The organism is Paraburkholderia phymatum (genome assembly GCF_038900715.1).
In the GTDB taxonomy this organism is placed as follows: domain Bacteria; phylum Pseudomonadota; class Gammaproteobacteria; order Burkholderiales; family Burkholderiaceae; genus Paraburkholderia; species Paraburkholderia phymatum_A.
The window spans coordinates 400,760-421,170 of sequence record NZ_JAYMRZ010000004.1 but is presented as its reverse complement, the minus strand read 5'-3'; the positions used below and the strand labels follow the sequence as shown (position 1 = coordinate 421,170).

The 20,411-nt window shown below is 54.5% G+C and carries 17 protein-coding genes and 2 pseudogenes; 5 read left to right on the top strand and 14 right to left on the bottom strand.

Annotation, left to right across the window (positions count from 1 at the left end; all coding sequences use genetic code 11):
• The first annotated feature begins 7 nt into the window (after positions 1-7).
• Positions 8-1,231, top strand: coding sequence for a serine hydrolase domain-containing protein (locus VSR68_RS10620; protein ID WP_342939787.1), 1,224 nt, complete (start codon positions 8-10; stop codon positions 1,229-1,231).
• Between the two features lie 348 nt (positions 1,232-1,579).
• On the opposite strand, the gene VSR68_RS10615 is transcribed toward VSR68_RS10620, so the two are convergent.
• The 6 genes from VSR68_RS10615 to VSR68_RS10590 all read right to left on the bottom strand — a co-directional run bounded on the left by VSR68_RS10615 (position 1,580) and on the right by VSR68_RS10590 (position 6,232).
• Positions 1,580-1,864, bottom strand: coding sequence for a hypothetical protein (locus VSR68_RS10615; RefSeq protein WP_342939786.1), 285 nt, complete (start codon positions 1,862-1,864; stop codon positions 1,580-1,582).
• Between the two features lie 30 nt (positions 1,865-1,894).
• Positions 1,895-2,710 carry a c-type cytochrome gene (locus tag VSR68_RS10610; RefSeq protein WP_342939785.1) on the bottom strand — a complete coding sequence of 272 codons (816 nt, stop codon included), beginning with the start codon at positions 2,708-2,710 and terminating at the stop codon, positions 1,895-1,897.
• Between the two features lies 1 nt (position 2,711).
• Positions 2,712-4,337, bottom strand: a complete 1,626-nt coding sequence (locus VSR68_RS10605; RefSeq protein ID WP_342939868.1) for a b(o/a)3-type cytochrome-c oxidase subunit 1 — start codon at positions 4,335-4,337, stop codon at positions 2,712-2,714.
• Positions 4,327-4,899, bottom strand: a complete 573-nt coding sequence (locus tag VSR68_RS10600) for a cytochrome C oxidase subunit II (RefSeq protein WP_342939784.1) — start codon at positions 4,897-4,899, stop codon at positions 4,327-4,329. Before VSR68_RS10600 ends, VSR68_RS10605 begins: the two co-directional genes overlap by 11 nt.
• Positions 4,896-5,054, bottom strand: coding sequence for a hypothetical protein (locus tag VSR68_RS10595; RefSeq protein ID WP_342939783.1), 159 nt, complete (start codon positions 5,052-5,054; stop codon positions 4,896-4,898). Before VSR68_RS10595 ends, VSR68_RS10600 begins: the two co-directional genes overlap by 4 nt.
• 548 nt (positions 5,055-5,602) lie before the next feature.
• A complete protein-coding gene (locus tag VSR68_RS10590; protein WP_342939782.1) occupies positions 5,603-6,232 on the bottom strand; it encodes a cytochrome P460 family protein in 630 nt (209 codons plus the stop codon).
• Positions 6,233-6,668: 436 nt separating this feature from the next.
• Between VSR68_RS10590 and VSR68_RS10585 the strand changes: the two genes are divergently transcribed.
• A complete protein-coding gene (locus VSR68_RS10585) occupies positions 6,669-8,753 on the top strand; it encodes a cytochrome c biogenesis protein ResB (RefSeq protein ID WP_342939867.1) in 2,085 nt (694 codons plus the stop codon).
• Positions 8,754-8,903: 150 nt separating this feature from the next.
• Here the strand turns inward: VSR68_RS10585 and VSR68_RS10580 are convergent, their stop codons facing one another.
• Positions 8,904-9,197, bottom strand: coding sequence for a DUF2818 family protein (locus VSR68_RS10580; protein WP_342939781.1), 294 nt, complete (start codon positions 9,195-9,197; stop codon positions 8,904-8,906).
• Positions 9,198-9,827: 630 nt separating this feature from the next.
• On the opposite strand from VSR68_RS10580, the gene VSR68_RS10575 reads away from it, so the two are divergent.
• Entirely contained in the window at positions 9,828-10,031 is a 204-nt protein-coding gene (locus VSR68_RS10575) for a cold-shock protein (protein WP_342939780.1), read from the top strand.
• 728 nt (positions 10,032-10,759) lie between these two features.
• Positions 10,760-11,662: an aspartyl/asparaginyl beta-hydroxylase domain-containing protein gene (locus VSR68_RS10570; RefSeq protein ID WP_342939779.1), complete on the top strand. Its 903-nt coding sequence runs from the start codon at positions 10,760-10,762 to the stop codon at positions 11,660-11,662.
• Between the two features lie 1,059 nt (positions 11,663-12,721).
• On the opposite strand, the pseudogene ccsB reads toward VSR68_RS10570, so the two are convergent.
• From ccsB to VSR68_RS10550, 4 genes and pseudogenes are all read right to left on the bottom strand, one after another.
• Positions 12,722-13,813, bottom strand: a pseudogene (gene ccsB, locus VSR68_RS10565) (c-type cytochrome biogenesis protein CcsB); the annotation flags it as partial.
• Positions 13,814-14,105: 292 nt separating this feature from the next.
• The gene (locus VSR68_RS10560; protein ID WP_342939778.1) at positions 14,106-14,417 is read right to left on the bottom strand and encodes a high-potential iron-sulfur protein; all 312 of its coding nucleotides are present in this window, start codon (positions 14,415-14,417) and stop codon (positions 14,106-14,108) included.
• Positions 14,418-15,183: 766 nt separating this feature from the next.
• The gene (locus VSR68_RS10555; RefSeq protein WP_342939777.1) at positions 15,184-15,645 is read right to left on the bottom strand and encodes a hypothetical protein; all 462 of its coding nucleotides are present in this window, start codon (positions 15,643-15,645) and stop codon (positions 15,184-15,186) included.
• A gap of 158 nt (positions 15,646-15,803) precedes the next feature.
• Positions 15,804-16,232, bottom strand: a complete 429-nt coding sequence (locus tag VSR68_RS10550; protein WP_342939776.1) for a DUF3331 domain-containing protein — start codon at positions 16,230-16,232, stop codon at positions 15,804-15,806.
• A 501-nt stretch (positions 16,233-16,733) separates the two neighbouring features.
• Between VSR68_RS10550 and VSR68_RS10545 the strand changes: the two genes are divergently transcribed.
• Positions 16,734-17,420: a cytochrome b/b6 domain-containing protein gene (locus tag VSR68_RS10545; RefSeq protein ID WP_342939775.1), complete on the top strand. Its 687-nt coding sequence runs from the start codon at positions 16,734-16,736 to the stop codon at positions 17,418-17,420.
• Positions 17,421-17,501: 81 nt separating this feature from the next.
• Here the strand turns inward: VSR68_RS10545 and VSR68_RS10540 are convergent, their stop codons facing one another.
• The 3 genes and pseudogenes from VSR68_RS10540 to VSR68_RS10530 form a co-directional block, all read right to left on the bottom strand.
• Positions 17,502-18,512: a VTT domain-containing protein gene (locus VSR68_RS10540; protein ID WP_342939774.1), complete on the bottom strand. Its 1,011-nt coding sequence runs from the start codon at positions 18,510-18,512 to the stop codon at positions 17,502-17,504.
• A 537-nt stretch (positions 18,513-19,049) separates the two neighbouring features.
• Positions 19,050-19,416: pseudogene (locus VSR68_RS10535) on the bottom strand (carboxymuconolactone decarboxylase family protein); the annotation flags it as partial.
• A 326-nt stretch (positions 19,417-19,742) separates the two neighbouring features.
• On the bottom strand, positions 19,743-20,039 hold the full coding sequence (locus VSR68_RS10530) for a carboxymuconolactone decarboxylase family protein (RefSeq protein ID WP_342939866.1): 297 nt from the start codon (positions 20,037-20,039) through the stop codon (positions 19,743-19,745).
• Positions 20,040-20,411 lie beyond the last annotated feature (372 nt).

Below are 20,411 nucleotides of genomic sequence, written 5' to 3'. Positions count from 1 at the left end.
GCAGGGGATGTCGCGTGAACGGTTGGAGCGGATAGAACGTTTTATCGACGCGAACTACATCGCCACTGGCAAGCTGGCAGGCACCGTTACTCAGGTTTGGCGACGTGGCGAACTCGCACTGAATTCGATACTTGGCCTTGCCGACCGCGAGCGCAAGGTGCCGCTAGCTGAAGATGCGATCTTCCGTATCTACTCGATGACCAAGCCCATCACTTCCGTGGCGGTCATGATGCTCGTCGAGGAATGCAAGATTGCGCTGGATGATCCAGTCAGCAAGTACATTCCGGCATGGGAAAAGCTCGGCGTTTACACGGGTGGGTTTATGGAGAGCTTCCAGACGCGACCGCCGCTGCGCCCGATGCTCGTGGTCGATCTGCTGCGCCATACCTCAGGGTTGACCTACGGCTTTCAGCAAAACACTAACGTCGACGCAGCCTATCGAAGGCTGAAGGTGGGAGAGCTCGCGAACGCGGGCACGCTAGACGAGATGATCGAGAAACTGGCTACGTTGCCGCTTGAATTTTCGCCAGGCGAAGCATGGAATTATTCGGTTTCGACGGACGTGCTCGGCTATATCGTCGGTAAGGTTAGCGGAACGCCGTTCGAGGTTTTTCTGAAAGAACGGATCTTCGATCCCTTGGGCATGGTCGACACAGCCTTTTACGTGCCTGAGGCGAAAATCTCCCGGTTCTGCGCCTGCTACGCGATCGGCGCGCTCGGCTCAAAGGTTGTATCAGCGAAAGCGCCGACGCTGCAGGACGATCCGCGTACGAGTCCGTACCTCAAGCCGCCCTCCTTCGTCTCCGGCGGCGGCGGCCTTGTATCGACCGCCACCGACTACATGCGGTTCGCACAGATGCTACTCCGTGGCGGCGAACTGGACGGCGTGCGACTGCTCGGGCCGAAGACGCTGGCTCTGATGACCGTCAACCATCTGCCGGGTGGTCTCGACCTTCCACGTCTGTCGCGCTCGCTGTTCAGCGAGGCCGCTTACGAAGGCGTCGGCTTTGGCCTTGGGTTTGCCACCACCATGACGCCTGCGAATACGCTGGTTCCAGGTAGCGCGGGCGATTTCTTTTGGGGAGGTGCGGCCAGTACTTTCTTTTGGGTCGACCCGCACGAGGACCTGATCGTGCTTTTCCTTACCCAACTGCTACCGTCGTCCGCGCACCCGGTGCGTCGTCAGTTGCGAACACTGGTCTACAGTGCGATCACCGAGTCGGGAGCCTGAAGTCCGAAGAGCGCTCGGGTGATCCGACACGTCATCAGCAAGTCGAAATCGATCAGACGGGATGTCTGTCGCGGCGTCCATAAGCGCGAAGCTGCGGACAAATCGTTTCACCTGCTGATGCAGAATGTAGGCTTGCCATCGTCGTATGATGTGCGACCGCGAGGGGATGTTCTGCGCCGTCTGGCCAGCTCTACGGACGACGAGACCGTGAAGCTTCCCTCGTCTTCCTTGTAATGAGCGATGATTCACACCTCACTCTGGAACATCGCATTCGCGAGGCGGCCTTACCCACGCAGACCCCGTATCAGCCCGGCTTTCCATTGCGTCGACCGCCGAGACCGAGCGAGGCTAGCCCTCGCTGTGTCCGGATAATACCGAGCCTCCGGTTTGGCTGCTCGTGGACAGAGGTAAGGCGGCTTCGGAACGCACCAGGGTCCAAGCCGTGCAGTGACTTAAATGCCAGTGAGAAGTTGCTTCGACTCGAAAAGCCGACCATTTCGCCACTTCGGCCGCTGGAAAGCTGGTCGTAGCAAGCAATTCCGTAGCTTTCTTCAAGCGCACGACCTTCAGCATGGCCATTGGCGACTGGCCGAATGCTTTCATGAATTGCGCGGCGAAGGCGGAGCGACTCATTCCGGCGATGTCGGCAAGATGCCGACGGTGTCAGTTCCGTGTTCCATCTGTAGCCGAATCTTTGAGGCGCGCGTAGTATGACGCGGCATCGTTTATCTCTGCTTTTGTGAGGTTCCGCGCGATGTTTCTCATCTGCTCGCCGGCATCATTATGTCGTTGACCTGCGGCAAAGGCACTCAGTTGAGCGCTCAGATAGGATGCGGAAAGACCCTGCAGAAATGGTGCCCCGGCCTTGTGATCGACACCCCCATGACACACAGCACACGACACGACGTTCTTTGTGGGGTTTCCATGAGCAACGATGGGCGGCTCGCTTCCAATGCCTTTCGCGTCGCCGCTGATCAATTGTCCTGATGACGCGAAGTACTGTGCAAGGTCACGCATATCCCTATCGGTTAATCCTTTGACCATCGAGGTCATTATTACATTGGTGCGCGCGCCGCTTTGGAAGTCAGAGAGTTGCTTGTACACAAAGGCAGCGTCTTGCCCGGCCAGAAGTGGCGCAATGACTTGAGAGGCATTGTGGCAGCCGGCGCATCGGGTCGCGAGAATCCCGCCACGTTGCACTGCGTCTGGGTTGTTTTTAGCGAGCGTCCGCGGCGTGATAGCGACTGCGCTGACCGGATCGACTGCAGGAAAGACGATTGATTCGTTCTGTGCCCAGTGCCGGGATACTCCGGCCGCACTACAGATCGCGTTCCATATGCCTTGAAATTGCGGGTCGCTCTGCGCCATGGGCAGGAGAACAAATCCCGTCGCCGCCGAGATGACGGCGATGGCAAGGGTTCCAAACACGCTGGCGACCAGCCATCGGTTCGTCATGGAAAAAACTGGTTTCCCGTCCATGTCAATGCTCCTGACCAATCGGGATTCCGGGGACAGTCGTGTCGGGACGGGCGATCAGCGAGGCAATCGGATATCCATAGTTGAACAATGTCAGACCAATCATCAGGGCGAGCCACAACTGAAAACCGTTCAACGCAGATGGAACGTTCTCGGTCCAATGGATCGGGATACTAAAGCTGTAGTCCTCAACGAAGCTGTCAGCTGAGCGGTGTGCGCGGGCGAGAATGAATATAAAAATAACGCCTGCTATCAGACAGACGAACCCGCCAACGACCGACATGATCACAGGCAGCGCCTGCGATGAGATCTCGCTGTTCGAGTAATCGAAGTACGCCATCCTTCTCGGCATCCCCAATATACCTACAAAATGCCATGGAATCGTCAATACCATGATACCGATGAACCAGAGCCATAGCTGGATGCGGATCAGCTTTATATCCGTAATCGCGCGGCCGGTGATTTGCGGCCACAGGTCATATGCGATTACGAAGTACATGATCACCACAGCGCCAGCGAAGATGAGGTGAAAATGCCCCGTCACCCATTGAGTGTTGTGTATGGTCGAATCCAGCTGATAACTCATGTTGATGAGTCCGCCTGCCCCGCCAAAACCCAGCATCACAAACGAGAATGTGATTGCAAGCATCATGGGGTTGTCCCACGGAAGAGCCTTCAACCAACCGATGACGCCCTTCCCGCCGCGTAATCTTCCGGCGATTTCCACCGACGCGCAGATTGTGAATACCGTCAGCAACGTGGGAATTGCAACCAAAGCCGTGAAAACCGAATGCATAAATTTGAAGCCCGAACCCACTTGGGGATCGGCGAACAGGTGGTGTATACCGATCGGCATCGACACCACGAGAAACATCACGAAGGATAAGCGCGCCATCAAATCGCTATAAAGCCTCCCGCCGATCGCGCGCGGAACGATCGTGTAATACGCAATGTAGGCTGGCATTAGCCAAAAGTACACAATGGCGTGAAGTGTCCATGAATAGAAAACACGCGCGAGACCAGCGTCGATATTGTGTTTCAATCCTAACGCGACAGGTAGGATCTGAAAGCTGATTTCAATGGCTGCCCCGACCGCCGTCCACCCCCAAAGATACGCACTCGCGACGCAAGCGAACATAGGGAGCGGAACGGGAACACCCGGGTTTTTGCGCTTCCATACTGCGAGGTTCACACCCATCAGGGCCACCCATACCCATGACCCGACGACGATCAGGACCACGCCCATGTAGTAGATCGAGCTACCAATCATCGGCGGATAAAACGTATAGAGCACCGACGCAGTACCCCTCGCTATCGCCACAACAGCCAGCACAAAGCCCAACGCAACGGAGGCAAATCCGGCCCAGGCCCACTTCACCCCAACAATCTCACGCTTGAGCGAAAGCTCGATGACTGCGTATCCTAAGGCCATCGCGACCAGCGTCGGGAATACATACGCCATGATTGAACCGTGTGCGGAGACGGATCGGTAATAGATTTCAGGATCTCTGATCCACGGATGTAGTGGACTTCTGACGTACATCTGCCAGGCCCCTAACACCAGAGCAACGGCGAAACTCGCGAACGCCAGCCAGAAATGCAACAGCACAAGCCGCTTGTTAATTAACACAGTCAAGCCTCCCGTTCACGCCCTTGCGCTTGAGCATTTCAAAGAACGCCGCACGATCTATGATTTTGACGTGCGCCCACATTGCCTGATGGCCCGTTCCGCAGTATTCATGACAGGGCATCAGATGTTCGGTCGGCCGTGGAAAAACGGTTTTGAACGTGGATATGTAGCCCGGTTCGACCATTGAGTTGATGTTAGTCCCCGTCACCAACATACCGTGAATCGCATCTGCACTGGTCGCTCTGAAAGTAATAGGCGTGTTTGCAGGAAGCAGGATACATTGAGGCGTAAATGAATACTGTTGTGCGAGTATTCGTACAGTAACGGACCCGTCGGTCGATCCCGCGCTCCCCAGATTACTTTCGACGAACTCACTATTTGTTTGCAGGGATGCGATGCGTATCGTTTCTACTCTTGATGGCGGCATCATTGCCCAATGCAACCCTGTGAAGACGACCGTCAGTACGAGGACGAGCATGATCGCCGACATCAGGATCGCCCAGTTGCGTTCGATCCTATGGATCAAATCAACCGTCGATTCTTTCCGAAAATTGTCGCTCATTGGATAACGCCACGCGGGAGGAAAACGAGTACGTAAAACACGATCCATATGAGGACCACGATGCCTGTCGCGGCACCTGCTAAAACGATCGCTCCCTTCGGCCCGTTCAGAACGATGCGTTCAAGAGCCTGTTGCTCGTCTTCGGTAGCGTTCACTTGTATCACCGTTCGTAATTCAGGACAGGTTCGTGAAAAACGTGCAGCAAACTATTGCGTCTAATTTGACGCACGCTAATAGTCCGCGTCAATTTGGGATTGGTATACGCGTGCTATACCCGGGTATCCCCTCGATAAGGTGGTTTTTCGGATGTCTACAGCGCGTTTCTGGAGTATGTCGTCGGCTCGATCGCCGTCAATCACGTCCAGCTAATCGACGGTGCCCCTCTCTGTATTGGGTGCGCGAAATATGTGCAGCGCGCGTCGACACTTGCACTCCCTCACTCTGAGTTTGCGTGTGCGGCTCGATGTTGACTACTACGGCGTGAGCGGGAATTTCCTGCCTCAATTTCTCTCGCGCGGATTCCGCTACCACACGCGAGTCGATATCTGCGGGACCAGACATTGCATCCGCCGAAAAACAGCAACGCACATCTCGCATTGAGTCGAAGCATACGTGCGGCAAAACGCTGGTTGGCCGACGGGGTCCATCACATGCCCCGTAGGGCCCACCAGCAGCTATAACCGGGCGCACAACCCTACCGAGATTACGGCTTGTAATTGGGGTTCAGGTGTCCATTATCGTCGAGCAAGCGGTAGAACTGCGTCCACACGTCGTCCTTCTTCGCACTTGCGATATGGCAGTACGCACACTCCTCTTTCGCCTTAACCTTTGCCATCTTTGCCTTGGGCTCAAAGTGATTGAAATTGAAGTACCCCCAGCCGTCCGTTGCCGCGAAGCGCTTTGAATCCTTCACGGTGACATCGGCGCCGTTGAACTTCCCAGGAAAAAAGCCACGACCCGAAGGCTCGTTCCTTGATCCATCAGGGAACTGTTGTGGCTCGGTCAGCTGCAGTTCCTTGACGAAGATGGTGCCTTCAGGAAATTCACCGGTCTTTTTGTATATTGCGTACGAACCCGGTTCGATGTACACGTTATGATACTCAGGAAAGTTCGCCTTTCCGCCGTTAAGAGCGTTAGGTGTCAACGGACTGCCGACGTAGATCCATTGATGAAAGTTCTTCGGAAGTAATAGCTGTCCATCTTCGGTGTATTGCGGAAGCTGTCGTTTTACTGTGGGAAGATCTTGACCATCGGAGTCAGCCCAAACACCGGTGCTAAACAACGATGTGCATGCAATCACTACGGCACCAATGACCGAGAGTCTCTTCAACATCTGGATTCTCCTATACATGAACGAGATAGCCGGGATCTAGCGCGCTCTGCGATGCCCCGGTACGTAGCCTGTGTCGGCTACCGCATTAAATACTCTCGATCTCGATCAATCAACGATCCACGGGTATATGAATCATGCACTTAAGGTCGCAGAATGTTGATAACAAGCGCCGCAACCGAACATATACGCACGTATAGTCCGTTACTCTTTGTTCTCACCATAAACTGGTGTAGAAATCAGAATTCCCGATAGGTTTTATCCGCGCGAAGGACCAGGACCGGTCGACATGACGAGGATACTAATCCTCCACACCCCCGCATAACCCCAAACATCAGGAGTGCCCTTGAGCGAGCGTCGGACGGCCGAAGGCCGCATCTGCTTTGGAGTTCGTGCAAATGCAAACGAACTCAAGCGCGTCGTCGACCTCCTCAGGTCGATGCGTTTTGCCATTGCTTCGCTCGTGATACTGGCGATTGCAAGTGTCATTGGTACTGTCGTCACGCAAGAGGATCCATACTCCAACTACGTGAACCAGTTCGGTCCATTCTGGGCTGACGTCTTCCGCGGCCTCGGTCTGTACGACGTGTACGGGGCGTGGTGGTTCATGTTGATCTTGATCTTCCTCGTGATCTCGGTCTCACTCTGCGTCATTCATAACGCTCCGAACATGATCATGGACGCGCGGAGCTGGAAAGATCGCGTACGCGAACGGAGCCTTCGCGCATTCCGCCATAAGTGTGAGTTCCATGCGACCACCACAGGTTGCGCCAATCCAGCAGAGCTTCTGATGCGTCTCGGGCGCCAGTTAGGCTATAGGTTAGTCAGCCGTGAAACCGGTACAGGAGAGATCCTCATCGCAGGCAAACGAGGTGCTCTTACAAAATTGGGCTACATTTCGGCACACGTGGCGATTGTGGTGATCTGTGTAGGCGGTCTTCTGGACAGCAATCTTCCCATCCAATTACAAACGTGGATCTTCGGCAAGACGGCGACCGAGCTAGACACTGACATCGACGCAATCTCACCGGACCATCGACTATCGCCGTCTAACCCAGCGTTCCGAGCGTTCGCTCTCGTATCCGAAGGGCACCAAACTAGCTCGGCGATACTTAGTCGGCGGGACGGTTCACTGATCCAGGATTTGCCGTTTTCAATAAAATTAAACAGATTCGTGGTCGATTACTATTCAACGGGTATGCCCAAGCTGTTCGCAAGTGACATCGTCGTGACGGATCGTAAGACGGGCAGGCACGTTCAGGCACGCGTTCAGGTGAACAAGCCGTTCACCTACGACGGAATTTCAATTTATCAGTCGAGCTTCCAGGATGGCGGTTCGAAGGTTGCGATGACAGTGTGGCCCATGGCAGGCAGGACGGCAGCCACAGAGCCGCTCAAGGGTGTGATCGGAGGTATGACGCATATTGGTCTTCGGACAGCAGAGGAAAAGGGAGTGACGGTCGAATTCACCGATTTTCGTTCGATCAATGTCGAAGATACGAGCAATGCTGACGACTCCCATAGCGCGCGACGGGCTCCAAAAGAACATACGCTGGTTGATAAGATCGATGCGCGACTCGGCTCGGGCGCGAAAAGCAATCAACCTACGCATCTGCGAAATCTCGGACCCTCGATGCAATATAAGGTGCGCGACGTTAACGGTCAGGCGCACGAGTATCAAACTTTTATGCTTCCCGTCGATATCTCGGGACAGCGTATGTTTCTGTCCGGCGTGAGGTTAAGCCTCAACGACCCATTCCGTTTTCTTCGGATTCCCGCTGACGAACATAATTCAGTGCGAGACTGGATGAACCTGCGAGCCGCCTTAGAAAGTCCCGACATGCGTCGCCGGGCGGTCGCTCGATTTGTACGGCGCTCGTATTCGAATGCTGAGGCCGATACTCAGAATCGTGCTGAGACGGACGTGTCTCGACTGCTGGATCATTTCGCCGGTGTTAAGGGAGGCAAGGCGCCCACGCTCGCCGTGTCATCAGCGGGCGGCTTCCAGGCAATCGCCGATTTGCTTGACCGGTCAGAGCCCAAAGGGCAACAGGAAGAAACGGCCACGCAGTTTCTGCGCACGCTCAATGGCGTGATGTGGGATCTCTGGCAACTTTCGCGAATTGAAAATGGCGAACCCGAGGTGAAGCAGGACCCGTCACATATGTCGTTTGTCCGGTCTTCAATTGATGCGTTGTCGGACTGCTTCTACTATGGCGCGCCGATCTTTCTTCAGCTCGATTCCTTCACGCAGGTGCAGGCGTCGGCGTTCCAGTTGACGCGCGCACCGGGTAAAACGCTCGTCTATATCGGCAGCCTTTTGCTCGTGATCGGCGTTTTCTCGATGTTCTATGTCCGCGAGCGCCGCCTCTGGTTTTGGCTCAAGAGTTCAGAGAATGGTGGCACGGACATCCTGATGGCGATGTCCACCGCGCGTCGTACGCTTGATTTCGAGAGCGAGTTCGTGCGTACGCGCGACGCGGTAAGCGCGATATTGAACACCGAGAATTTTCAAACACCCTAACCGCGCCCGCGCAGCCGGGCAACACGTCCGGCTGGAACATAGGACATGGGAGATGGAGACACCGCTCAAGTATTCGGTGTCTCCATCGACATCCTGTTATGCGCCAGACCGTCCTCGTGATGTGCATTCCGTCATCCCATGGGGGAAAAGCTATGTGTGTCGGAGCAAAAACCGGAATACAAATCCTGGAAATGAGAACACCGCCAGCAGCGCTACAGTAATTACGTAGAATTGCCAACCTTGGACGAACACCATACCCTCCCGTGCCTCTAGCGCATAAGCCGTAACGGCCAGAATCAGATACGTCAATGCAAATTCCAACATGTATACCCGGAATCTCTTGCCGCGCCTAAGGGAGATAACGCCAAAGACCTTTTCTGTGCTGAATGGAAGGTTGGACATCGAAAGAGCCAGCGCGAGGATAAACCAGCCGGAGATTGACATTGGTGAAGACCTCCTATTGTTTGCGACCTTCAAATAGGGAGCCCGGTGATGCGACCGATGATATCCCAGGTGAGGATGACACTCGACGCAATCCGGTCGATACAGGTTATCTGGTACCGGACATTGCGTTGATGAATGATCACTGAGACTGCACGCCGACCGGCTCCCAGTAGGCTCAATCTACTAACTTCTGATTAAACGAAACCTCAGAACACTGTTCAAGGTTCCATTGGTATATACATTCGATACCCAGAATTTTTGACGGAGAGTCGCGGTTCGACGTCGTAGGTTCGACAACAAATCACAGGGTCGGAAATCGAATGAACTCATCCTTGCGTCCCGATTCGCCTAGTCGTCCTTTTTTTAGTTTATGACCTGGTTCGATGCCCGGATGATGGAGACGCCATACGCGAGTCTATATACGGATACTTGAAGTTCGTTGAGTATTCGTCTGACGGCCAATAAAATCGCCACGGTCATCGATGCATATAGGGCAAGGACGGAATTTTCTCTGGCAACTGTCAGTCATCGAGGGCCTTCGATCATGTGTTGGTCGCGGTCCAGACATCGGTCGTGCATCCTCATATTAGAAGCATTTTGTTGGTAACGCCGAATTCAAAGGACGAGCAAATGGCTACAGGTACTGTGAAGTGGTTCAATGACACAAAGGGCTTCGGTTTCATCAAGCCCGATGACGGCAGTGAAGACCTTTTCGCTCATTTTTCTGAGATTCAATCTACCGGATTCAAGTCCCTTCGTGAAAATCAAAAAGTCTCGTTCGAGGTGAGAATGGGGCCGAAAGGAAAGCAGGCATCAAAAATCCAGGCATCGTGATTTACACCTATAGAATTTAGATGGCCCGCATTCGGCCATTTTCTCTTTCGCGGTCCGTCGACGCCCTTTCCACGCGTCTCAGGCTAGGAGCGTGATTATGATCTGTTTCCCCGCACGATCGAATGCGTCTCCGATCTCCTTTACCCGGCATGCATAGTACGAGGCGACGCGAAAGTCACGCATGCTGCGAAAACCCTTGACTGACATGCCGGCCTCGACCTCTTTCACATACTCGATGATTGGTTTTCTGAGTACAGCTTCTTCATTTCGTCTTCATCTCCGAATGCGGACTTAACAATATTCCGATTTTCCCCGCTTGCTGGGACGATCACATCTTCTTTCAATGAGAGTATGAAGGATACATATACGAACGTATGCCGTCGCGATACTTCGTTCTTGTTGAAAATATGATGCTTTGAACATTTAATTTCGGTGGATGAACATCGCACAGTATTCCTGAATCGGATGCGATAAATTCGCGGCCAGATGATTAATGCGCGATGGCCGTTCGTGACGCGTAGGCGCGACGCATCGGCAGATAGCATTGCCAAGTCGCCTGCCACGCGATTGTCGCCTTGCTCTTGTGTTACGTGGTAACGACGTCTATAGACGCACACAAACTGTCATTCCATTAAGGCAAAATTCGAGCGTGGTAGCTCATGCTATGCATTCCCGGAAGACTTGCCTCCCAATCTAATGAACTTTCCGAACCGTATAGGAGTGTAAGGATGCGCGTGCTGTTTCTGTTCTGGTTTATCGCGAGCGCTTCCTATATTGCCATGCGTGGCAAAGTACGCTTCCCGTTCTGGCGTCAGTTGTCCGACCATTCAACGTTTCTAGCGCCGCTTAACGCCGTCTTCTACTTATTCTCCACGCTGAAGCGTGGTGCCTACATTGACACATCGGGCTTTCCCGAACTCGCGTCTCTCAAAGCGAACTGGCAGACCATCCGGGATGAGGCCTTGGCGGTCGATGCCGCACAGAAAATCGCGGCCGCAGAAAGCCACAACGATATCGGATTTAATTCGTTCTTCAAGACTGGTTGGCGGCGATTTTATCTGAAGTGGTATGACGATCCTCATCCCTCCGCCCAGGCACTTTGTCCGATAACCACACGCTTGCTCCAGGAAATTCCGACCGTTAGAGCGGCAATGTTTGCGCAGCTACCGCCCGGCGCGAGCCTCGTTCGGCATCGCGACCCTTACGCCGGCTCTGTTCGTTATCATCTCGGGCTCGTCACCGCGTCCAATCCTGCTTGCTACATTGAGGTTGATGGAGACCAATATTACTGGCGCGACGGAGAAGAGGTCATGTTCGACGAAACCTATATCCACTACGCCAAAAACGAAACCGAAGTTTCGCGCATCGTCCTCTTCTGCGATGTCGAACGCCCGATGTGTTATCGCTGGGCCGCAGCGTTGAACCGAAGTTTCGCGAACGTCGTGCTCCGCGCCGCCGCTTCGCCCAATGAAACCGGCGACCGTACTGGTTTTCTGAACCGGGCTTTCAAGTACATCTACGCCATCCGTCTAACGGGAAAGCGAATCAAGGCTTGGCATCGGCCCACCTACTATGCAGTTAAGTGGGTCCTGTTCGGATCGATGTTTGTGGGCATTATCTACGCGCTATAGTCTTGCGTAGCTCGATCTACCTGCAGAGACCGACTTCACACTCGATGGACACAGTGCCTACTTATGTTTGACTGGAAGATGGCCAGTTCAGAACTGCAAAAGACAGGTGTGCCATAGATGACGCCCGTTGCTTTTACATTGCTACGTGTGAAAAGAGGTATGCGATGAAATTGCACATTTGCGTCAACGACCGGGAAAGCGTGGGCTCGCGCCAAACTTTACGTTAAGAATGTGCAAATCTGCTCTCGTAGATCTTCTTCGGAAAACAAACGGCCGCCCCTGCTGCGGAGTGAGGCGCGAGGGCAGCCACAAAAGGTGCCCTACGCGCACCGGAACAGTGGATCGCACCGGTTACAAAGCAGCGCCGCGCATCACGCCTCCGTACGCCGCATGAACGTCGTGCCAAGCAGTCGTATCCGAGTCTCCGCTTTTACCTCCAGATAGCGCGAACTCCTGATGACCGCCTCACATCGGAACGCCGATAGGCGTGCGGATGCGCCGCAGACGTTACGTCAAGCTCTGCCCACGACGGGGCGCCGGTCGCACCGGCACGCGCACCCAAACCGAGTCGTGAAGCGTACTTCACCACACAGATAGGCGACGTGTAGGCTGAACCGATCCCGATCGGTTCGACGTCCACCAGGCAGCACTTTCCTTCGAGCGGCTGTCTGTATTTCGATTGCCGTCCTTCTGCAAGACGGCGAAGTCCCGTTGCGAGAATGTTCAATGTCGCATTGATGTCGCAATGATGATGCTACGCGCCACATTCAATACAGGCTCATTGCTTTAATCCAAGCCCTTCTATGTCTTTCAGGCGGGTGCGCTTTCTTTAGCAGCTACAGGTCTGGTTTGAACACGTTTCATCGAGATCGCCGACGCACGGAAAACGATTGTAAGGGCTGGTGCGCAAGCACGCATGACGAGGTCCGTGCTTGCCTACTCGGGCTGGAGCCCGTTGCGGATCATGCTGCAGTAGAAGGCGATGACGCGGGCGTGCGGTTCCGTGCAGTCGTCGACTGCGCAGACACCGCACATCGTTACTGAGTTCCTCGTCGAACCTTAGAGTTTCCCGTAGCTATGCAGTCCTGAAAGAAACATGTTGACGCCGATGAAGGCAAATGTCGTTACTACCAGCCCGGTCAGCGCCCACCATGCTGCCGCTCTTCCACGAAGCCCCTTAATCAAGCGCATGTGCAACCATGCGGCGTAGTTCAGCCATACTATCAGGGCCCAGGTCTCCTTGGGATCCCAGCTCCAGTATCCGCCCCACGCTTCCGCTGCCCATAGCGCACCGAGAATCGTCGCGATGGTAAAGAATGCGAAACCCACGGAAATTGACTTGTACATCACATCGTCGAGTACTTCGAGCGCAGGAAGCCGGTCATCCAGGATGCCCTTGTCCTTCATCACGTAGGCGACCCCAACCATCGCGGACAGAGCGAAGCTGCCATACCCGATGAAATTCGCCGGGACATGAATTTTCATCCACCAACTCTGAAGCGCAGGAACAAGAGGCTGAATTTGCTGCGCGTCGCGCGATATCGAATACCACATCATAAAACTGACTGCGGCGCTAATGATGAGCAACACAAAAGCACCAAGTGCGTGTGTGCCGTAGTGTCTCTCATAATAAAGGTAGAAGAGCGCAGTGATGAGATTGAACAGTACGAAAACCTCGTATAGATTCGAAATAGGGATATGGCCAATGTCCGGTCCGATCAGATAGGACTCGTACCACCGCACCATCATCCCGACGAAACCCATCAACACCGCACTCCACGTCAGCTTCGACGCGATAGCCCCGCCCGATGTTGAGCGGGATAGCATGCCGATCCAGTAAAACAGCGTCGCAAGTACAAACAGCGCACTCATCCACAGGATCGCAGATTGGCTTGAGAGAAAGTACTTCAGAAAAAACTCATGATCAGCGCGAGTGAGATCATCGCTATACTGGTGAATCGCAAACAATGATAGTGCGGCAATACCCACCATTAACACGCGCGCTGGCTTCCAGCGCCATCCCAGCGTGGTGAGCGCGGGAATCGCACATACCAGCACTAGCTGGTCGTAATAGTTCATATGTGCGCGATACTTAGTCAGCGCAAACCCTGCCCCGCAGATCAAGGCCACCTCGAACAGCACATCAAAAAGTAAAGTCTGGAGAGGGACTCTCCGTTGCCAGACTCTAACGCGTGAAGAGGGTGCCATTTCCACCTTCTTATTGCGCAATGGCGAGCGATGCGGAACACCAGATGTCACGTTCATTTTCGACCTCGATCCGAGGAATATGCCATGTAGCCCGTTCACCATAATGAATGTCGTGTAGCGGAGATGGGTTCTTCACGCAGGCGGTATCTCGAGCGCGTGCGAGCCGGAAATAACGCCATCAAGCGACTATCTGCGCAAGTAGTAGCATCTCCGCGTGCCACGCCCGCCAGCGTCATTACGCCTTTTTCACGTACCCATTACACCAACCGGCCCCTTCGACCGTCTTGCCGTTGAACAGCGGGCAGGCAGCGGTTCTTGTAGATGCACTGCCTTGGTAAAACTGGCAGTTCGCGCACACCTGGCCGGTCGCGTATTTCGGAAACTTGACCTTGTCCACCTTGGTCGCATCCGCTCGGTAGCCAAGAGCGACTGCGCTCGGATCCGTCTCGGATAGTTCTTCCGCGGCATAGGCGACGTGCGGCAGGAATGCGGCCGATACCAGCCCCACAACGCTTCCCACGATGAACTCACGGCGATTCGACTGCATTTCAACCTCCTCGTTGGCTTATTCGGCGACATTGGCTACTCAGGGTCCCGTCCTCGGACGCGCATCGGGAGTGGCCGGGACAATGTGTTCGTTGGCACCGTCCTTCGCGATCTGTTCGCGGGCTAACGTAGAACAGGACCGCATGGTCACACCCGCGATTCATAGTATGGCCATGTGCACTACGTCACAACGTCTCATGAGTATCGGGCCTATATACCGCCGCATATTGCATGAGCATTACGAAGAGCAAGTGCTCATGCCATAGAATGTCCGAGCGCGGAAACCATCTAGTGACACAGATCCTTTAGGCACGTAGATTCGCAGACGGGGCGTTTATCTGATTCCAACACGGGGCCAACAGAAGTAACGAGCGCCAGTCACCGTTACTGCGTAACAAACTATCGTGATATCGCGTAACGGAATGTTAGGCTCAGCTTGACGACACCCCTGTCGTCGCTCTAGAAAGGCTCTGGCCCGTCTTCAGGCGGGCTCTTTTTGTGCGCCACGCCCGCGCAATAGCTTCGGTCGCATTTTCCTGGTTCAACCTGATGGGAAAGGACTTGCGAAACGCGAAGGCGTCGACGCGAGCGGGTTCGGAAGGGGAAGCGTGTAGCAAAGCTGCTGTATGACGAACAAAAAGGATGCTAGGCCTACCCGATCGAACAAGCAAGCAACTGAGCCCAACGTTCGCAACCAACAAAGGCCGCCGTGCAAGAGTCAGCCGCAGGTTACTGCGACAACGCCGAGTGTCCATAGCATCCTCATGTCAGCGAGGATACGGTGCCATGAGCCTGAGAATCAGCGACGCAAGGAGTGTCGATACCTTCAGGACAAGATCCACCACTGATACACTGAACACGACGGCGGACGATTCATATACGATCGGCAAAGCCTGTGCTACAACGATCGAACTGACCGCACAGAGAAATAGAAATACGGCGCTCGCAAACCGCTTCTTGTACATGGCCCCGAAGGCGAACGCGACCCAGATCAGACACCCGGCTACCGAACCGAGACGCTCCGTCGGCGATTGCGCCAGGATCATCTCAATTGGCAGTTCGACTATCGACCATGTTGCAACAGAGAACGGGAGCACGCGCCGTGCCGCCTTTAGTATTATGGGCGACGGTTTGGGGATAAATCCCGTCTCCTCTTCTTGGACAGACTTAACTCGATCGGTTACGTATTCAAGACGTTTGTCTATATTTCTCAGACGAGTGGCAGACATGCTTGCTCCGGGGTTCTATGGCCCAAAAACGCTCCGGGGTCCGTTAGTGACTGATGTAGCGACGGAGAAGCGCGACTATCTGCGCCACTGCACGTGCAATTCCCCGGCGGGCAGCCATGGAAGACGCGTGATAACTTCGATGTAAACGTCCCCGCCGATCATGGTCGTGGAAGCGACATACGAACGGACGAGGCAAGGATCATCCGATGACTGTTTGCCGGTGCGCGCGTCTCGCATACCCGCGGTCGGAATACGGAATCTCCGATTCTGATCGGCATACCGCTCAGCGCGCAGAACGATTGGACGCGTGCGAACCCCATCCTCCACACCTGTTCGCCAAAATACCCCGAGGTGGCGTCGCTCCAGCAGACACTAAGCGTGACCGACGACAGTCGCTCGATGATTGAAACCTTGGCGGATGACAGTTCTTTCTTGAGATTTTCATCTGCCTGTTGACAGAGCATCTTTTTTGTTCTGCGGAATTTCTTCTTTTTAACAAACGTCACTTCAGATATCGGGGCTGGTTGCGGAGCCAACAGGCACAGCAACGCTCGATCAATAATGTCTTCGCTAGCTTCCAGAGTCATATGACACCTTCTTCGTCGATCGACCTCAGAATCGATTAACGTTCCCCATGACGATTAAAGCTTGTCCGGGACATTGGGAAACGCGAGCCTGACCATTCTCCTCATGCCTGTCCATGTGCTGTTGCAATATGCAACCGATGGACGGCCACCACCTGATCGCCCTTGAAGCCCATATTAGCGATCGAGAAGCTATCGAACAACGTTCGCTTGGTATCGTTTGCGCATCCGTCTGTATATGCGCTGCATAGTCGACTTCCGACATGCCAGAACTTGGTCGATATGGATTCTATTTGGACCGACAAGAGTGTCCGTCTAATTCAGATATATCACTACGGCATGTAGCTCGCCGAGTCAAAATAAGTCTGAACATAACGTGTGGGAAATACTCAGGTATAGAACCGCGATACAAAATAACCGCATCGTCGTCTTAATAGCAGCGACACCGTGACGTACACTCTCAGCATCAATTCACGCCATCGCACTGCCTAAAGAGAGCTTTTCGTGAAAAAAGCATCGAAGTTACTTTCCGCGCCGACCGCGCGAGATCCTGTGCGTGTGTGGGATTGGCCAGTGAGAATCTTTCACTGGTCAATTGTCGGCCTCATCACCACGGCATACGTAACATCCCAGTACAACTGGATGACGTGGCACGTTCGCGTGGGAAAACTCATCCTGACTTTGCTGATCTTCCGCATTCTTTGGGGCTTTTGGGGTAGCGACACAGCGCGCTTCCGAGGGTTCCTGGTACGCCCCTCGATTGCCCTCGCCTACGCCCGTGGCTTCTTTTCACAACCCGCGGCGATGCACATTGGACACACCCCCCTCGGCGGGTGGATGGTGGTTGCACTTATCTTCGCACTGTCGATGCAGGTATTGACGGGCCTGTTTGTGAATAACGACGTCGTCCGAGTAGGCCTGCTCTTCGGCATCTTTTCCGCTAATACCGTCGATATGCTGGTCTCTGCGCACGGAATACTTTTCACTCTGCTGATGTTGTTAGTCACGGTTCACATAGCTGTGGTTGCTCTCTACTGGATCGTGAAGCGACAAAACCTGGTTCGGCCGATGACGACCGGAATACAGTATCTACCGCCTTGCATTCAGAAACCACGAATCATGTCCGCGAGGCGAGCACTGTCGTTATTCCTTTGCTCTATCATCATCGCGACGCTTGTTAGCCAGCTGTGAACCATCATGTTGGCCAGTAATCTCAACACGCCAGTCGATTGGAACCATTGGCATCTGGCGTCTTTCGGCATCGTCGCCGTCTTAGCGCACAGATGTTTGATGGATCTTGGTCGCAGCTTCTCGCGTCGCTGCGTCAAGAAGCAGCGGCTCGAGGGCGAAGCCAGCTGCCCGCCACGCATCGAGCCCACCAGCGAGTGGAAACACGTCCGCGTAACCCTCTGTCTTCATCTGTTCTGCCACTAACGCCGCGCTCACTTCGTTCGGACAGTCACAGTAAATAATGAATTTTCTGTTCCGATCCAGTCTGTCAAACTGTGCTACCGATGCAGCGTGATCGAACACGATCGCCCCCGGAATCCGGACAGGATCGCTCTGTCGCCGCGATCTTTGTCGTACGTCGATGACGCAAGGTGGTGGATTTTCCGAGAGCAACGCATCTAGCTGCGAGGCGTCGACCCGAGGCATGCGCAAACGATGCAGTAAAGCCACCCGGTGTCGCCATCGGACACCAACGTAAATAACCAGAAAAATTGCCGCGATGATCACTGCCCCCACGCCGAACCAGTCGAAGACGTTGAGAATCGTGTCCACTGCATCCGCAAACAACACGCCGAGAGCTACCCCGACGGTCGCCCATAGCGCTGCCCCAATGGCGTCATAGAAGAGGAAACTGACGAGAGGAACGCCCGTTGCGCCGGCGACAGGTATTGCGAGGGTCGATAGGCCGGCAATGAATTTGGATACGGCCAGGAAACGAATGCCGAACCTTCCGAACAGCTCTCCGCTCCGGCTCACACATGTGTCCCGTGAGATCGATATGCTGCACAGTAATCCGAGGACGCGGCGCCCGTAACGCCGTCCGAGCCAGAACCATAGCGCATCACCGAACAAGGCTGATGTCGTTGCAACGAGAACCACATTGAGCAGAGGCATTCTCATCATCCAAACGCTGCTGTGGGCGCCCACCGACGCGGCGATTGCCCCGGTGAGAACAAGTGTTGGCATCGCCGGAACCGGGAAACCAAGGGACTCGAGCAGTACGTTAAGAAAAACCAGCGGCAAACCGTACTCGACGATCAATTCTCGAAGCATGGATTGGACTCAGGAAACAAGAAACATGATTTACCAGCACGGTTTCGACACGACGCCCTCGAACGCCTGATGCTGCCTTTCCTCGTAGCGGGCTGTCCAGCCCGTAAGGGTACCTCCCGTATTGGGATCATGTGAGATGGCCCAAGTTGTGATCAAGATGTCCTTCGCCTGCGCTGATACGTCACGCGGGGCCACCGGGCGCCGCCCACTCGCAACGCGCTGAGCGCGACCTCAGCGGTGTGCGACGAACCATGGCTTGCGCGTGCCCGAAGTTGTTCGTGACAGCTAAATCCATTCATTACAGTGACAGCGTTAGCCGCGGTGTTTCGAATAGTTGCGAGTAGTGCATTTTAGACAATCGCCGTCGAGAGTTGATAACGTTTCGGTTTTCGTTTGAACTGGATGTCGATATCTATGCGGTTGAATGCGACGTTCACCTCGGCGCAGCACGAGAGAACGTTCGCCCTCAAATCGTCAGCACGCGCGTTCTCCTGGCTTTCTATGTTTTTCCTTCGGGCACAATCGGCCGTTGAAAGCCACGAGTTCCCGCTCATCCAACACTGCAATCGCTGCTTCGTAGTTCTCATCCGGCACGCCAGGCTGCGCGCGACACAAGTGACCGACTCGGCCCATGCGAGGGCTGCACGCTCACATTCGTCAAACAGACCACCGGCTTCCACCATGCCTGTACCAGCGCCAGCTTTTCGAGCGTCACGCATTTCTTCAGCAGGTCGCGCGTGTGGATGTCGAGACAGTAGGCGCAGTTGTTGATCTGTGAGACACAAAGCTAAGCCAGTTCGACGATAACAGGCGAAAGGCTGCTCCGCAAAACGTACCCGTAGATTCGCTTCGCGCCGTCGTCCACTTGTGACTCGATGGCGCCCGTGACCACGTAGGCATAGATGAAAACCGACTTTTCGTGCTCGTGTGACGACAACGTTTCACCAAAGGCATAGTCGACAACGACGGCAGTAAACGACTTTTCATGAACGTTGGGACTGGTATGCTCGAAGTTCGGTGTGACGGTTTCGCCGGTCCCGTGTGCAGAAGTAGGCGTTGAGATGGTAAAGGAAACTACCGCGCAGCGCAGCACCGAGGACGGTTCGAACGTTCATGTGGAAGCTTCCCCTTAGTCCATTGCGTTGTGACTGCGCTCCGGGCACAAAGTAAGAACGCCCGCCCGAACATGCAGGTTTGAGAGCCCGATCCAACCCGGACTCTCGACCCAGCTTAGCCCCGGAACAGATGTGAAGCGTGCGTGACGGCACCGCCTGCACGAATGACCGCCGCCACGAGCGCGGCTTCCGACAGTTGCGCTTCGCTGGCGCCTGCGTCGCGCGCAGCGTTGGTGTGCAGTTCAATGCAGTAGGGACACTGTGTGGTCAATGCGACGGCGACGGCAATAAGCTGTTTCTGTTGCACACTCAACGCGCCTTCTTCAAAGACCGCCTTGTCAAATGCCCAGAAGGTTTTCATCGCTTCCGGTGCGTTTTCGTCCAGCCTCTTGAGTCGGCTAAGATGCTTCATATCGAACACGGGGTTCTCCTGTAATGGTTGGCCTGCATGCTCATAGTAGAGAGGTGGCCGTTCCATTTGGTCTCGATTTGGTTCGAATTCGTCCATGACTAATCACGCTATCTTTGAGCTTCCCGTCCAGATTCGGCTTCGGAAGCCGCCACAGGGCGACGACCGTTCATGGTCCAGGCGCAGTCGCAGACGACGCGAGCGTCAGCTAGTCGCGCTGAGCCAGTCGCACAGTCGCAAATAGTTTGGCACCCGACGCCGTGTGGGATGCCTGTTTACGACGCGGAATGCATAGTTCTATTACCTTCTATCTTTCGGGTAACCTGTCGAACCACTCCTGTCAGAGTGCGTCATCAGCCGTGCATCTCGGTCAAA